We start from the raw sequence: 13862 nt of genomic DNA, 5'->3' as shown, positions 1-13862 counted from the left end.
CTCTGAGGTCGAGTTCAGGGGATTTCGCGGCATTTCACAAATTGATTTCCCAGCGGACGAAAATCTGACGTTTGCTGCGGTCTGCGCCAAAGTCCGCTATGCGCGTCATTTTTGGCCATCCGTATTCCTGAACATTTCGGTGGATCACGTTCGTGGGTGAGGACCATGATGTCTCATCAATTTTGAGTCTTATCCAATCAACGTCCGAGATCAGCCTCCGTCGATTGTTTGGCTCAATTGGCTAGAAGCTGCACGATAGCTCTTCGGCGTCATGTTGAAGAGTGACGCAAACTCTCTTGAGAAGTGAGAGGAGTCCGCGAAGCCGAGATCAGCGGCCACTTGTCCGACCCTGTCCGTGGTGTGCAGAAGCCGCCATGCGCCATATCGAAGGCGCATTACCCGGTAGAACCTGGAGGGCGGCTGACCGACGCATTCAAGGAACCGACGGCTCAGCTGGCGTGTGCTAAGCCCCACTTTCTTCGCCAGATCATCGACAGAGATGGGAGCATTTAGGGTCTGCTCCATCAAGCCAATCGCATGTCTGACATCCGCGTCCTTCACACCACTCATGTCGGTTACGAATTGAGGTTGTGGCGCCGAGGATTCCCGTTGCCGGTTCAGGATCATGTGACGCAGGCTCTGTTGTGCCCTTTCAGCACCGCAATGACGGGACACCAAGTATAGAGCTAGGTCCGATGCCCCGGTCGAGCCAGCACAGGTGATGCGGTCTCTGGCATCGAGGAATATGCGATCTGACACAGTCTCGATGCCGGGGAATTGTTCGCGGAACTCTTCCCGGACATTCCAGTGGACGCATGCTGGGCGACCCTTCATAAGACCTGCGCGCGCGATATTGAAGGTGCCAGTGCAGAGACCAATCAGCGTCACGCCCTTGTCGGCGGCATCTTTGAGATATGCATCCAACCAAGCGGGCTGTCGTCTGTCTCTATAGTCGTTCCCGGCGCTTACAGCGATGTAGTCGACCTCCGCGGGATCGGGTGGCGGCCCTTGTGGTGTTACGGTAAGACCGCAGCTCGCTTGGACGGTCCTGTGTCCGGCAATCTCCCAACCGCATTCGATCTGACGACTGCGCCCACCCTCATCGGCTGCCAGTCGTAGCGCGTCGACAAACCCGGAGAATGCATTGAGAGTGAAATTGTCCAACGGAAGAATCGCCACGCGGAACTTCTGTCGCCCGCCTCCGGGCCGGTTTGACCGAACCTTGATATTCGACATTCCGTGCTCCAATCCGGAAAAATGACTGCGGCATTCTTCATTATGTCCGAGGTATTCTATTTTGTTGTCGTTTTTGCTTCTAGCCTTTCCAAATACAAAAACGACCCGACAGGAGAAACCGAAAATGATGAACCGCATATTATCCGTCACGGCGATCGCAAGTTGTCTGGCTCTTTCGCTTCCGGCAGCCGCTCAAGACCATACGTTCAAAGCGAACATGCCCGGCAACGAACAATCGATTGCCTACCTGTCGGTCGAACGGTTCGACGAGGTGCTCGGCGAGCTGACTGGTGGGGCGGTCGATATCGATCTCTTCGCCAACAGCGCCCTAGGCGATCAGGAAAGCTCGCTGGAATCCATGCAGACCGGTCTACTCGACATGGCCACGGTGGAGACGCCGATTACCAGTGTGGTGCCCGAACTTGGAGCAACCGCGCTGCCCTACATCTTTTCCGGCCGTGACCACGTGAAGGCGGCGCTGGATGGCGACGCCGGCGAGATGATTGAAGAAATGCTGCTTGCAAAGGGCCTGCGCCCTGTTGCTTTCCTCGAAGGTGGTTTCCGCCAGATCACGAACGATGTCCGCCCGATCAACGTGCCCGCCGATCTGGATGGCATCAAGATGCGGACGCCGGGCAGCGCGCTGCGGATCAAGATCTTCAACCACTACGGCGCCAACGCATCGCCTCTTCCGTTCAGCGAGCTCTATTCGGCGCTGCAGACTGGCGTGTTTGACGGCCAGGAAAACCCGGTCATCTGGGTCCAGTCTCAACGGTTCTACGAGGTTCAGGACTACCTGTCGCTGACCAACCACCTTTACACGGTCACCTACCTGCTGATGAGCGAGGACAAGTTCCAGAGCCTCACTGAAGAGCAACAACAGGCTGTCATGGAAGCCGGAGACGCGGCCGAGGCTTATTCGGTCGAGCTAGGCACGAAGGCGGACGCCGAGATTGTCAGCTTCCTCAAGGAGCAGGGCATGCAGGTGAACGACGCCGACATCGCGGCCTTCACCGATGCGTCTTCCGCCATTTGGACCGAGTGGGCCGCTGAGCAGTCTGGTTCGGCGCAGGACCTGATCGACGCCATCGTCGCTGCGCGTCCCTGATACAAAGAAAGGAGGCATCGCGATGATCAACCGAATTCTTGAAGGCGTTATCGCGATGCTTCTAGTTGCCGCTGTAGGCGTCGCGTTTCTCGCCGTTATCTATCGCTACGCACTCGATTCCGCACTGAGCTGGAGCTTCGAAGTCTCGCTTGCGCTGCTGACCTACATCACGTTCATCGGCGGTTATCTCGCGCTTCGCAAAGGTGCGCATCTGAAGGTCGATCTTCTTCTTGCGCGGATGCCATTCCCGATGCGGGGTGCGGCATTCCTGCTGAACCAGGCTCTAATCGGCGTCATTGGCTGGATCATGGCCTGGCATGGCACCAAGCAGATGCTGCGGTTCTCGGACCAGCTGACCAACGTGCTCGAAGTGTCCACGTCCTGGTATTACGCAGCCATACCCATAGCTGGAGTTCTGATCTGCCTCGATGCAGTGATCACCACGATCCGGGGCCTGATCCGGATGTCTCGGGGCGAAGAACCCGTTACGGCAGCGTCAAAAACCTCCACCACCTCCGTCGACCTTTAAGGCACCGATATGACCCTCTTGCTCGCTCTCTGCGTCCTTCTTGGGCTGATCGGCTTTGGCGTCCCCATCGCCTTTGCGCTGATCTCGATCGCCGTAGGAATATTCTGGCTTGCCGATGTCGACCAGCTCATCGTGGCGCAGCGCCTTTACAGGGGCGTCCAGAGCTTCCCGCTCCTAGCCGTTCCGCTGTTCATCCTTGCCGGTCAGATCATGACCCGAAGCGGCATCTCGGGCCACCTCGTGGAATTCGCCAAGACCCTCGTCGGCCAGATGCGCGGTGGGTTGGCGGCGGTGAACATCGTCACGTCGATGTTCTTTGCGGGCATGAGCGGCACGTCGATGTCCGATACCGCCGCCGTTGGCGGCATGCTGATCGATCCGATGGTCAAGCGCGGCTATAGCCGCCCCTTCACGGGGGCCGTGACGGCCGCATCTTCGACCATTGGCATCATCATCCCGCCAAGTGTCCCTATGGTCATCCTCGGGGCGTATCTCGGGATCTCCACTGGCGCCCTGTTTGCCGCCGGCCTGATCTCGGGTGTCGTGCTCGGCATCGCACTGATCGTCACAGCCTGGCTGATCTCTATCCGCGCTGGATATCCCGTCGAAGCGCCGTTCTCGGCGAGCCGCGCAACGAAAGCCTTTGCCCGGGCGCTGCCGGCTCTATTGATGCCAGCCATTATCCTCGGCGGCATCCTGGGTGGGGTTTTCACAGCCACCGAAGCCTCCGCAGTTGCGGTTGTTTACGGCACCGCCGTGGGAATGTTCTACTACCGAACCCTCAAGCTTAAGGTGCTCTATCAGACGTTTTGCGAAGCTGCCGTCCTCAGCGGCGCGGTGATGCTCGTCACGGCTGCGGCACATGTGATGGGCTTTGCCTTCACCTACGAACAGCTGGCCGACGACATCCTGCGCCCTCTGGCAGAGATAGATCTGTCGCCGGTGATGTTCCTTGTCCTGCTGAGCGCCGTGATGATCGTGGCAGGCACTTTCCTCGACGGGATCGCGATGATCTTCATCATCGTGCCGCTGTTCTTTCCGGCCATCCAGTTCCTTGGCATCGATCCGGTGCATTTTGGAATGGTTGTCGTGCTGTGCTGGGGCATCGGCCAACAGACGCCGCCGGTGGGCGCAGCGCTCTTCATCACCAGTGTGATCGCAAAGGTAGACATGTTCTCGCTCACACGCGCCAACCTGCCGTTCATTGCGGTCATGCTGCTCGTGCTTGGCGCCGTAATTCTCTTCCCCGAGGCGATGGTTCTGTGGATCCCGCGCGCCCTCGGTCTCTAATCTCTGAAAGAAAGAAGGTTTCGACATCATGATGACACCCAACCGTTTCCTGGACGTGATCTACACGCATACGGACGGCGAGCCGACCTGCATCATCCCCGGCGGGATCCCTTATCCCTACGGTCTGGATATCGTCGCCAAGCGCGACTTCATCCGGCGCCACTATGATACCGTTCGCACCGGCTTGCTGCGGGAACCGCGCGGTCACCATGACATGGTCGGCGTGTTTGTCACACCGCCGTCGAGCCCCGATTTTGATGCCGGCATGCTTTGGTGTGACGGGGATGACTTCATGGAAATGTGCGGCCACGGCACCATTGCGCTGTCCATGGCTATGGTCGCACATGGCATGGTGCACGATGACGGCGGTGATGTCGTGAAGATCCGTTTCGAGACACCGGCAGGGCCAGTCACGTCGGAAGTCGGGCGCGAGAATGGCCAGGTCGCCTGGACCCGTTTCCAGAATGTCCCGGCCTTTGTTCTGGCACAGGACGTGCCGGTAACACTTCCCGAGGTCGGTGAGGTGATGGCTGACATCACATTCGGGGGGAACTTCTTTGCGGTTGTGAAGTGGCCTTATCCGAACCAGCCCATCGGCCCGGAGAATGGCCGAATGCTTTCGGAATTGGGCGTAATGGTGAAGGACCAGATCAACGCAAAAATGAAAATCACTCATCCGACGGCGCCCCACATTCAAGGTTTGAACTTCACGACATTCTGGCAAGAGCCAGACCACCCAGACAGTCTTTATCGCAACGTTCACGTCTTTAGTGACGGCAAGCTGGACCGCTCGCCAGGTGGGACAGGGACATCTATGATGATGGCCGCCTTCGAGGCGCGCGGGAAGATGGAACTTCACGAGCAAATTCGCTCCGAAGGTTTGCTCGGAATTGGCAGGTTCGAGGGCGAGTTGATCGGCGAGACGAGGCTCGGAAACCTTCGGGCGGTCATCCCCACCGTAAAGGGAACTGCGAAGGTGACAGGCTACGCCAAGTGGCTTCTGGACGACAATGATCCAGTTGGACGTGGCTTCGTGGTCACCTAACCTGACCGGCGGCGGCGAGGATGAATCATGCATTCCAAACGCCTCGCCGCTTTCGCAAAGAAGATGGTCCGTTACCCTGTCTGCAGTTCTCGCTGTCGACAGTGCTGAAATTTGGAACGCTAGCCGGTGCTACGCTGCGCAGTCGGCGCGACTCAAAAATAGTTTCGCCGCGGCATGTATCAAAGTAAATAACGCGACCCCCGTAAGCTACATTATGTTAACGGCGTCGTCGGTCGGATTGCGGACCTTCACCGCACATGCGCGAAGCTTGATGAGCCTCAGTTTGGCTGAATTACAGAAGTCCAAGGCCTGTGCTTCTTAAACGCATCGTCCGTAATTCATTCTGCGGCAGAACGCAGACAATAGGTTATAGTTATGCTCAGTAGGCGATCCAAACTGCCACCAGACGCAATTACGGCACTCCTTGAACAAACGAATGACTGCATTCACGGGCATGTATTCCAAGGCACAACAGTGCTGGCCAAAGCAAGTATGCCTCGATTTCTATGTTCTCGCCGAAGGAGAGCAAGACGACGACCATACATAACCCGAGCGGTAAGCGCCCGCGCGGACTGAGGGCCGCGTCTTTGAATGCGAGCGAAGTTTGCCAGATCAAGGGACACGCCAAGGCTATAAACCCTACCAATCCCTTGACGAACAGGAGGCCAAACCAAGTATGATGCGTGCCGATCGGCATGTATTCCACCAAGTGTGGACCCGGTTGAACGGTGCCGTGTCCGAACCACGGTGCGTCCTCCTGCCAGCGCTCTTGTGCGATACGTTGAAGTGTCGCTCGAACACGTGTGCTATCGGCGCGGGCAGACTTGAAGCCATCGACGCCTGCGCCGATCTTTTCCAATAGCCAGGGTCCTGTGACGGCAAGGGATGCAGTGAAGACCGCAAGTCCAGCCCACGCCCAGCTACGAAGCACCAGAGGCACCAGCCGAGGGCCTACCGTACAAGCCAAAAGCCCTACGAGCCCCATACGGGATTTCGACGCGAGAATTATCAAGGTGCCCGCCGCGATGCCGGCCGCGCGCCAGCGCCCTTCCTTTTCCTCAAGGGCAAACAGCACCATGACCACGCCGAGAAGCGCGGCGAACGGCGACCATGGTGCATAGAACTGCCATCTGGGCGTCCATGACGCGGGATCGAACGTAAACAGGAAGACCGTAAAGTATTCAGGCCCCGGACCGCCAACAGCCTTCAGGGGCGAGGTCCAGATGCGCTCAGGCAAACCTACATAGGGGGCGACAAGCAGCACCGGCGCGATGCAGAGCGTCCAGAAGCCGAGGCGGCAATGCGCACGGATCAGCAATTCTCTTCGTATCGGGAGAACGGCGCCCGCCAGCGGGAACAACGCAAGAAGCGCCCATCCTTTTGCCCAGCCGATCGAGGATTTAGTGGTCTGTTTTAGCCCAAGATCCCAATTGAGGTGCCCGGCCCACAAGGCAACGAGCATCACCAGCATCCCGATGATCCATGCCCAGACAACAGGCGGGATCGGGCCCGTGGCACGCATGTCAGACCGTATCGCCTGCCCAAGGTAGAGTGACAATACGGCCAACCCCGCGATGAGCCACGCCAGCACCGGCCCGACCACATAGAGCGCCCCAAGTGCATAGAAGGGCCAGGTCCAGAGGATCGTCTTCCAAACCATGGCCTCGGCCGGGTTCTCGGGTCGCATCATGCCATGCGACCCTTCTCGGAGATCAGCTTTTCGATCAGGGTGCGTCGGATCCAGGCGAGCGACAGAGCGAAGATCAGAAGGATGCTGGCTGCGGCACCGGCGGCGATGGCCAGTTTCTTGCGCGGGGAAGACGGGGCTTCGGGCAGGGTCGGATCTTCGAGCACTTGGACAAGCGGATACGAGGCGAACACGTCGGCTTTGCTGGACTGGGTGCGGGCGATCGCCGATGCGAACACGGCTTCGGCCACGTTGAAATCGCGCTGCAGATCCTCCAGACGAGCGGCTTTCGGTGCCAACGCCCCGATTCGACCGGCCTGGGTCGACACGAGTTCGCGCAGCTCGTTTAACTCGGCCAGCAAACCGGCGCGAGAAGCGTCCTGTCTGACGAGTTCGGTCAGTAGTGCGTCCCGGGCACCATCGAGGGACCGCTCAAGCGCGCTTGCGTCACCGGTTAGGGACACGGCACGCGCAGTGGCCTCGGACCGGGCAGTCTCCATCGCCGCGAGGGCTTTGAGCACTTCGGGATGGCGTTTGCCGTATCGTGATTTGGCCCGCGCCAATTCTGTCTCGGCCTCTGCCATTGCATCGATGAGTGCAGTATAGGCGCCATCGCCATTCAGCCGCAGGATGCGTGCGGCCGTTTCCGCATCTGTTCCCAGCTGGGCTTCCAGCCCGGTAACAGCCGCCGCGCTACGCTCGTATTCCGCCGTGGCAGTGTCGATTTTTGCGCGCAACAGATCGAGTTCGTCGACCTGGCGATTGTATTGCTCGGCCGAATGAAGACCGGTCTCGGCGCGCAACTTCTCAATTTCCACGCGCGTCGCGGCCACTGAGTCCTTATACTCGGTTATCGCATCAAGGCCGCCGGTCTGGCGGCTGTTCGTTTCGTCACTGCGCAGGCGGTCAATCTCGTCGAAAAAGGCGCTGAGCAGTGCGGAATTGCGCGCCTGCGCCGTTTCGGGGGCCGGCCCGGTGATCTTGACGTGGATGAATGCCGTCTGATCGACCAGCTTGACCTGGGGCTTTCCAAATTCTCTGGCCTTGATGCCAAGACGACCGGCGGCATCCCTGATCACGCGGTCCGCGGCGAGAAGCCGCTTGTAGGTTTCCGTCGGGCTGATCGAGTTACTGGAGAAGGCGGAATTTGCATGGCTGGAGGCCTGCCCGATTTCGGCAAGGTTGACCGACGAAGCCGACCCCGAGCCAGGCAGGATAAGTGACATGTGGCTGGCGAAGCTGGGCGCGGCGGTTTTCAGATACCCCGTGATCGGCGCCCAGATCGCGGCAAGACCAAGCGCGCAGATCCATACGTAGCGCGGGATCCGCCCGCTGTCGGTCGGCGCCCCGCCGATGAGCGCACGGCGCACCAGCTTGCGCATGGCGCCCGGGGCGCGGCGCGGTTTCGGTATATCTGTCGAGGCAATGTTCCGTGTGGTCATCGGCGATCTCCTTCGCCGAAATCCCTATCCCGGATCTTGTTGCAATTCGCCTGCGCGACTGGTGGGTCACGTGGGGCTTTTGCCCTGCCTTATATCCTTCCGGACAGGAGCCCTGTCAGAAAAGGCCTGCATCGCGGGCCACGATGGCCGCTTGCGTACGGTTATTGACCTCCAGCTTGCGGAAGAGGGTCTTCATGTGAAGCTTGATCGTCGGCTCGGTCAGATCGAGGTCACGCGCGATGGCCTTGTTCGACTTGCCTTCGGTCAGTCCTTTCAGGACTTCCTGCTCGCGCTTGGTCAGCTGCTCTGCCATGGCGTGCGGTTCGTCCTCTTCCTGAGCTTTCATGAAATCGATAGGGGCGTATTGCTCACCCATGGCCATGAACTTGACCGCATTCACGAGAGACTTGGCCGGCAAGGTCTTGGGCACGAAACCGGCGGCTCCCAGGCCGAGTGCTTCTCCCGCGATTTCGCGGGTGGCCTGTCCGGAGATCAGCGCGACCCGTTGACCGCCTTCCAGTCCTATCGCCTCCGACAGGCTTTCAAGCCCTTTCATGCCCGGCATCTTGTAGTCGAGCAGAACAAGATCGTAATGCGCATCCTCGCGAATACGCCGTTTCGCCTCTTCGAAGTTCGACGCGCTTCCCAGTTCCATATCATTGTCCGCGCTGAGAAACGCGATGAGCGTATCACGCAGCAGATCATGGTCGTCGGCAATCAGAACTCTCATTTCGAACTGGTCCTCGGTGAATCGGTTAATGCAATCTAAACGCGACTTAAGACAAGATTACGGCATTGAGTAGATTAATTAACGGGGAAACCGGCTACCTGATGTATCCATCCGGGTAGCATCGGCCCCGCATGCAGCGCGTCGCACAGCCTTTCGAGCGTTAGATACGCGTCCGGATGCGCGATGTATCGAATGCGTTCCCCGGTTATACGGCCGGGAAATTGCGGTGCGACAGGTGGCGAGGGCATGAACCGGGAAAGCTCAATTTCATCCCGGAGACCCGACATGACCCGACACCACCCTTTCGCAACGTTCGAAACCGCTGCAACGCCTGTTTCGCCGTCGCTCGCCCGCAGAACCATCCTTGGCTTGCCGCTCGTCGATGCGACGACTGAACAGACCGTGGAGCACGTTCTTTCAGGTTCTGTGCGGAGCGTATTCTTTCTGAACGCGCATTGCGCGAATGTCCGAGCAGGCGACCGCGGCTATGCCGCCGCGCTTGGCCGGGCCGACCTGATCCTACCGGACGGCATTGGGGTCGAGCTGGCCGCCCGCATGAGCGGTGCGGGTTTGACCCAGAACCTTAACGGTACGGATTTCACGCCGGCGCTTCTGGCCGAGGCAGCACGGAGGGGGCTATCCGTGTTCCTGTTCGGAGCGACCCCCGGCACGGCAGACAAAGCGGCAAAGAAACTTGTGACGACCATTCCCGGTTTACGCGTCGCCGGTACGCTCGATGGCTATGATGGCGCCGCCGACGAAGACGCCGCCGTGGCTCGGATCAATGCCTCCGGCGCCGATATACTTCTTGTCGCAATGGGCGTACCTCGGCAGGAAATCTGGATAGACAGGCATCTGCCGGGCCTGTCTCCGCGCGTGGTCCTTGGCGTAGGGGCCTTGTTCGACTTTCTGGCCGGGAATGTCACCCGGGCCCCAAGACTGGTCCGGGCTGCACGGATGGAATGGATCTGGCGTCTCGCGCAAGAACCGCGGCGCCTGGCCAAGCGATATCTGCTCGGCAACGCCGCATTTCTGGGTCGCGCTGCCGTCCATGCGGTGCGGATGGCCGGCCCGGAAGCGATTGGCAAGCGATGCTTCGACATGGTCACGAGTGGTTTGGCTCTACTGGCTCTTTCGCCCGTACTGCTCTGTGTCGCGGCTCTTATCAGGCTCGAAAGCAAGGGGCCCGCCCTTTTCAAGCAGATGCGCGTCGGTCGCGACGGGGCTCCTTTCACGATCTACAAGTTCCGCACAATGCATACGGATGCCGAGGAACGACTGGCCGCAATACGGTCGCAGTCCGATCGCGAGGGTATCTGCTTCAAGTCGCGCCACGATCCGCGTGTGACCCGAGTTGGTCGATTCCTGCGTCGCTATTCGGTCGATGAACTGCCGCAGATCCTGAATGTCTTTCTGGGTCACATGTCAGTTGTCGGGCCACGCCCTGCACTTCCGCGCGAGGTTGCAGCTTACCCGGCTGCGGCGCTGGAGCGGCTGAAGGTCCGGCCCGGCATCACCGGCCTGTGGCAAGTCTCTGGTCGCGCCGATATCGGGTTCGACAAGATGATCGACATGGATGTTGCCTACGTCCGATCGAATAGCATGATCCTCGACCTGATGCTGCTTTCCCTGACGGTGCGGGCGGTCCTGTCCGGGCGGGGCGCTTATTAAACTATCCGGTCGGACGGCGAACTATCCGAACGGATACAAGGCTGATCCTTATGACCAGCATACAACATCACGCAGAAATGCGAGAAACTGATTAACCAAGATACAGGAGCATCAAATGAACTTCTTGCGCGTCGTCCCGGCCGTTGTCGTTGCAGTCAGCCTGTGGGCGCTGCCGGCACAAGCCGAAAGCCTGCCATTGCCCGAGGGTCGCGTCCTGCTGACTGTTTCCGGCGATATCGAAATGACCAATGATGGCGAAGCCGCGACTTTAGACTTGGAAATGCTGCGCGCACTCGGCGAGAGCGAAATCAAAACCGATACCATCTGGACCCCCGGAGACCATGTTTTTACAGGCGTACGGCTCAAGACTCTGCTCGATCACCTCGGCGCCGACGGCAGCACGATCGAGGCGACCGCGATCAACGATTACAGCGTGTCGATCCCGGTGTCCGACGCGACCGAGGGCGGCCCGATCGTTGCCTATGCGATGGACGGCAAGGAATTGTCGCGCCGTGACAAGGGACCGCTCTGGGTGATCTATCCCTTCTCGTCTTCCAGTGACTACCGGACCGAAGTCATCTACTCTCGCAGTATTTGGCAACTCGATCGGATCACCATAAAGGAATGATTGAAGCCATATCGCAACAGCGATCACGCGACACTGCGCTATGGCGCCGGGGCCAGCTTTTGCTGGTCCTGGTTGGTTTGTTGTGCGTGCTGTCCATCACGTTCCTGATTTCCGAGATCATCCGCGATCTGCGCTTTCTGAACTCCGCTCGGTCCGACAACGTCCACTGGGTGCTGTCACAGGCGGAGGTTGAGTTCCTTGATTTTCGAAACGCTGTACAGACCGCGCAGTCAAGCACAGATCCAGACGCATTGGAGGAGTTGATTGTCGAGTTTGACGTATTCTACAGCCGAATAGATACTCTGCACTCCGGTGCGCTCTATACGGAGTTGCGACAGATTGAGGCTTTTGGGCAATCGATCGCGACGATCCGAAACAGGCTTGATGCCGTGATCCCGATCATCGACGGACCTCGCGATGAATTGCGCGCCGCGCTCCCCGCCTTGAGCGAGGCCGCCGATGAAATGAGGTCGCTGTTGCGCGCGGCCGCAACCACGGGGCTTCAGTTTTTTGTGGAACGGTCGGACCAAAGCCGTGAAAACTTCGCCTCCACCCTGTTGCGCCTGGCCCTTATTGCTGCGGCGCTCGTACTGGCGTTGATCGTATTGCTGGGTCATACCCGGCGGGTGGGCAAGCAAACGGAAACCCGGGGCCATGAACTGGCCGATGCCTACTCCCGACTCAATACCATCCTCGAAACCTCCTTGGATGCGGTCATTGTCGCGGATCTGGACGGGCGGATTCTGAATTTCAACAAGGCCGCGGAACGCACTTTTCAGTATCCAACAGATGAAGTTCTCGGAAAGAACATCGCGGATATTGTCGTGCCGGACCACCACCGTGCAGCCCATGACGCCGGAATGCACCGCATGCGCGTCTCGGGTGAGCAGCGCGTGGTTGGCCAAGGCCGGGTTCGGCTTGAAGCCAAACGGCGCAATGGTGAGATATTCCCTGTCGAGCTGGCATTGGAAATGGCGGAGTCGGGCGAGGACGAGATGATTGTCGCATTTCTGCGTGATATTTCTCACCGTGTTGCGGCTGAAACCGAACTGGTCGAGGCCCGCGACAAGGCGCTTGCAGGAGAGAAGGCCAAAGCCGACTTCCTGGCCATGATGACACATGAAATCAGAACGCCGCTGAATGGGCTTCTTGGCAACCTCGCTCTTCTCGAGAAGACACCGCTCTCGGTGACACAGGACCGATACGTGCGCAACATGGACATATCGGGGGGCGTGTTGATGCATCATGTCGATGCCGTCCTCGATGTCGCGCGTTTCGAAGCCGGCGCCGCCGAGCCGCGCGAGGAGGTCGTGCATATCGGGCGTCTCATACAGGATATCGTGGACTCGCAGGCCAGTGCGGCCGAGGCAAACGGCAACCATATTCAATGGGGTTGGATCGGAGATCCGGCGACATGGGTGCGCATTGACGCTTCGCGTCTGCAACAGGTGCTGCTGAATCTCGTCGGCAACGCCATCAAGTTCACGCGCGACGGACGTATCGTAGTCGAAGCGGAATGCAGCGAAAGCGGATTGGATTTGCGTGTGATCGACACGGGTGTTGGTATTCCTGAAGCTGACCAAGAGCGGATATTCGGCGACTTTCAGACAATCGACAACACCGGCGAAGGCGCGTCCGCAGGGACCGGCCTGGGCCTTGGCATTGCCCGCCGGTTTGTCGAGGCGATGGACGGAGAGATCGGGGTCGAAAGCACAGAAGACGAGGGCAGTGTATTCTGGCTGCGCTTGCCATTGACCTGCGTCGATGGTCCCGAAGAAGAAGATGATCCGCAACCCTCGGATCCCGAAGCTCAAGGTCACAATATACTGTTGGTCGAGGATAACGAGATAAACCTCGAACTGGCAGGGGAAACGCTGTTTGGCCTCGGTCACCGGGTGACCGAGGCACGCAACGGCCAGGAGGCCGTAGAAGCCGCTGAAAAGGGGCGTTTCGATCTCATCTTGATGGACATACGGATGCCCGTGCTTGACGGGCTGGGTGCAACACGCGCCATCCGCGCTGGCAACGGTCCTAACCAAGATGTGCCGATCGTGGCGTTCTCGGCCAACGTTTTGCCAGAGGCCAAGGACCGTTTTATCGCGGCTGGTATGTCTGGCTTTCTTCCAAAGCCGCTTGTCGAGGAAGAACTCGTGCGCGTTATTAACCAATTCACGTCCGGCGAGCAATCGGCAGTCGAAGCATCGGTCGCTCCGCAAGAGGAACAGAATACCTTGGATCGCCTGACCGCCCGCTATGTGTCACAGACGAACGCGCTGTTCGACTGGCTTGAAACCCGACCGGACGACATGTCCGAGATTGCCGCAGAAGCGCACAAGGTGGCCGGCAGCGCCGCTGCATTCGGTCAACCGGACCTGCGAGACGCGCTTGTCGCTGTTGAAATGGCGGCAGAAAGCGGGGATCGCGACCGTATGGAGCGGGCAATCGAAACAGCCAGGCAGACACGAGCGCACCTGCCCGACCCTTCGCTTTCCTGAC

The 13862-nt window shown here is 59.1% G+C and carries 11 protein-coding genes; 7 read left to right on the top strand and 4 right to left on the bottom strand.

Features of this window, described 5'->3' with window-relative positions; translation table 11 throughout:
- Positions 1–210: 210 nt before the first annotated feature.
- On the bottom strand, positions 211–1374 hold the full coding sequence (locus FIU89_RS17005; RefSeq protein ID WP_216647034.1) for a GlxA family transcriptional regulator: 1164 nt from the start codon (positions 1372–1374) through the stop codon (positions 211–213).
- Here FIU89_RS17005 and FIU89_RS17000 point away from each other — a divergent pair.
- Genes FIU89_RS17000 through FIU89_RS16985 form a run of 4 tightly spaced genes read left to right on the top strand, consistent with a single transcriptional unit; the run spans position 1361 to position 5208 of the window.
- Positions 1361–2344, top strand: a complete 984-nt coding sequence (locus tag FIU89_RS17000; protein ID WP_152493685.1) for a TRAP transporter substrate-binding protein — start codon at positions 1361–1363, stop codon at positions 2342–2344. The genes FIU89_RS17005 and FIU89_RS17000 overlap by 14 nt on opposite strands.
- Before the next feature lie 22 nt (positions 2345–2366).
- Positions 2367–2873 carry a TRAP transporter small permease gene (locus tag FIU89_RS16995; RefSeq protein ID WP_152493684.1) on the top strand — a complete coding sequence of 169 codons (507 nt, stop codon included), beginning with the start codon at positions 2367–2369 and terminating at the stop codon, positions 2871–2873.
- Between the two features lie 9 nt (positions 2874–2882).
- Positions 2883–4163 (top strand): TRAP transporter large permease, encoded by a 1281-nt coding sequence (locus tag FIU89_RS16990; RefSeq protein WP_152493683.1) that lies wholly within the window; start codon positions 2883–2885, stop codon positions 4161–4163.
- Positions 4164–4191: 28 nt separating this feature from the next.
- Positions 4192–5208 carry a proline racemase family protein gene (locus FIU89_RS16985; protein ID WP_152493682.1) on the top strand — a complete coding sequence of 339 codons (1017 nt, stop codon included), beginning with the start codon at positions 4192–4194 and terminating at the stop codon, positions 5206–5208.
- 412 nt (positions 5209–5620) lie between these two features.
- Here FIU89_RS16985 and FIU89_RS16980 read toward each other — a convergent pair whose 3' ends face one another.
- The 3 genes from FIU89_RS16980 to FIU89_RS16970 all read right to left on the bottom strand — a co-directional run bounded on the left by FIU89_RS16980 (position 5621) and on the right by FIU89_RS16970 (position 9067).
- Positions 5621–6895 (bottom strand): O-antigen ligase, encoded by a 1275-nt coding sequence (locus FIU89_RS16980; protein WP_152494569.1) that lies wholly within the window; start codon positions 6893–6895, stop codon positions 5621–5623.
- On the bottom strand, positions 6895–8337 hold the full coding sequence (locus tag FIU89_RS16975) for a hypothetical protein (protein WP_152493681.1): 1443 nt from the start codon (positions 8335–8337) through the stop codon (positions 6895–6897). Before FIU89_RS16975 ends, FIU89_RS16980 begins: the two co-directional genes overlap by 1 nt.
- A 115-nt stretch (positions 8338–8452) precedes the next feature.
- The gene (locus FIU89_RS16970) at positions 8453–9067 is read right to left on the bottom strand and encodes a response regulator transcription factor (RefSeq protein WP_152493680.1); all 615 of its coding nucleotides are present in this window, start codon (positions 9065–9067) and stop codon (positions 8453–8455) included.
- 285 nt (positions 9068–9352) lie between these two features.
- Between FIU89_RS16970 and FIU89_RS16965 the strand changes: the two genes are divergently transcribed.
- The 3 genes from FIU89_RS16965 (at position 9353) to FIU89_RS16955 (ending at position 13861) form a co-directional block, all read left to right on the top strand.
- Entirely contained in the window at positions 9353–10738 is a 1386-nt protein-coding gene (locus tag FIU89_RS16965) for a WecB/TagA/CpsF family glycosyltransferase (protein ID WP_152493679.1), read from the top strand.
- A gap of 115 nt (positions 10739–10853) precedes the next feature.
- Complete coding sequence (locus FIU89_RS16960; protein WP_152493678.1) at positions 10854–11366, top strand: molybdopterin-dependent oxidoreductase; 513 nt, start codon at positions 10854–10856, stop codon at positions 11364–11366.
- Positions 11363–13861, top strand: coding sequence for a PAS domain-containing hybrid sensor histidine kinase/response regulator (locus FIU89_RS16955; protein WP_254701717.1), 2499 nt, complete (start codon positions 11363–11365; stop codon positions 13859–13861). The genes FIU89_RS16960 and FIU89_RS16955 overlap by 4 nt, the downstream gene beginning before the upstream one ends.
- Position 13862: the final 1 nt, after the last annotated feature.

It is taken from the genome of Roseovarius sp. THAF27 (genome assembly GCF_009363655.1).
GTDB lineage: Bacteria > Pseudomonadota > Alphaproteobacteria > Rhodobacterales > Rhodobacteraceae > Roseovarius.
This window is presented reverse-complemented; position numbering and strand designations above follow the sequence as displayed.

Excerpts from the sequence above, each read along its gene's own strand:
- FIU89_RS17000 (WP_152493685.1), top strand. The coding sequence starts at position 1,361 with ATGATGAACCGCATATTATCCGTCACGGCGATCGCAAGTTGTCTGGCT.
- FIU89_RS17005 (WP_216647034.1), bottom strand. The coding sequence starts at position 1,374 with ATGCGGTTCATCATTTTCGGTTTCTCCTGTCGGGTCGTTTTTGTATTT.
- FIU89_RS16995 (WP_152493684.1), top strand. The coding sequence starts at position 2,367 with ATGATCAACCGAATTCTTGAAGGCGTTATCGCGATGCTTCTAGTTGCC.
- FIU89_RS16990 (WP_152493683.1), top strand. The coding sequence starts at position 2,883 with ATGACCCTCTTGCTCGCTCTCTGCGTCCTTCTTGGGCTGATCGGCTTT.
- FIU89_RS16985 (WP_152493682.1), top strand. The coding sequence starts at position 4,192 with ATGATGACACCCAACCGTTTCCTGGACGTGATCTACACGCATACGGAC.
- FIU89_RS16980 (WP_152494569.1), bottom strand. The coding sequence starts at position 6,895 with ATGCGACCCGAGAACCCGGCCGAGGCCATGGTTTGGAAGACGATCCTC.
- FIU89_RS16975 (WP_152493681.1), bottom strand. The coding sequence starts at position 8,337 with ATGACCACACGGAACATTGCCTCGACAGATATACCGAAACCGCGCCGC.
- FIU89_RS16970 (WP_152493680.1), bottom strand. The coding sequence starts at position 9,067 with ATGAGAGTTCTGATTGCCGACGACCATGATCTGCTGCGTGATACGCTC.
- FIU89_RS16965 (WP_152493679.1), top strand. The coding sequence starts at position 9,353 with ATGACCCGACACCACCCTTTCGCAACGTTCGAAACCGCTGCAACGCCT.
- FIU89_RS16960 (WP_152493678.1), top strand. The coding sequence starts at position 10,854 with ATGAACTTCTTGCGCGTCGTCCCGGCCGTTGTCGTTGCAGTCAGCCTG.
- FIU89_RS16955 (WP_254701717.1), top strand. The coding sequence starts at position 11,363 with ATGATTGAAGCCATATCGCAACAGCGATCACGCGACACTGCGCTATGG.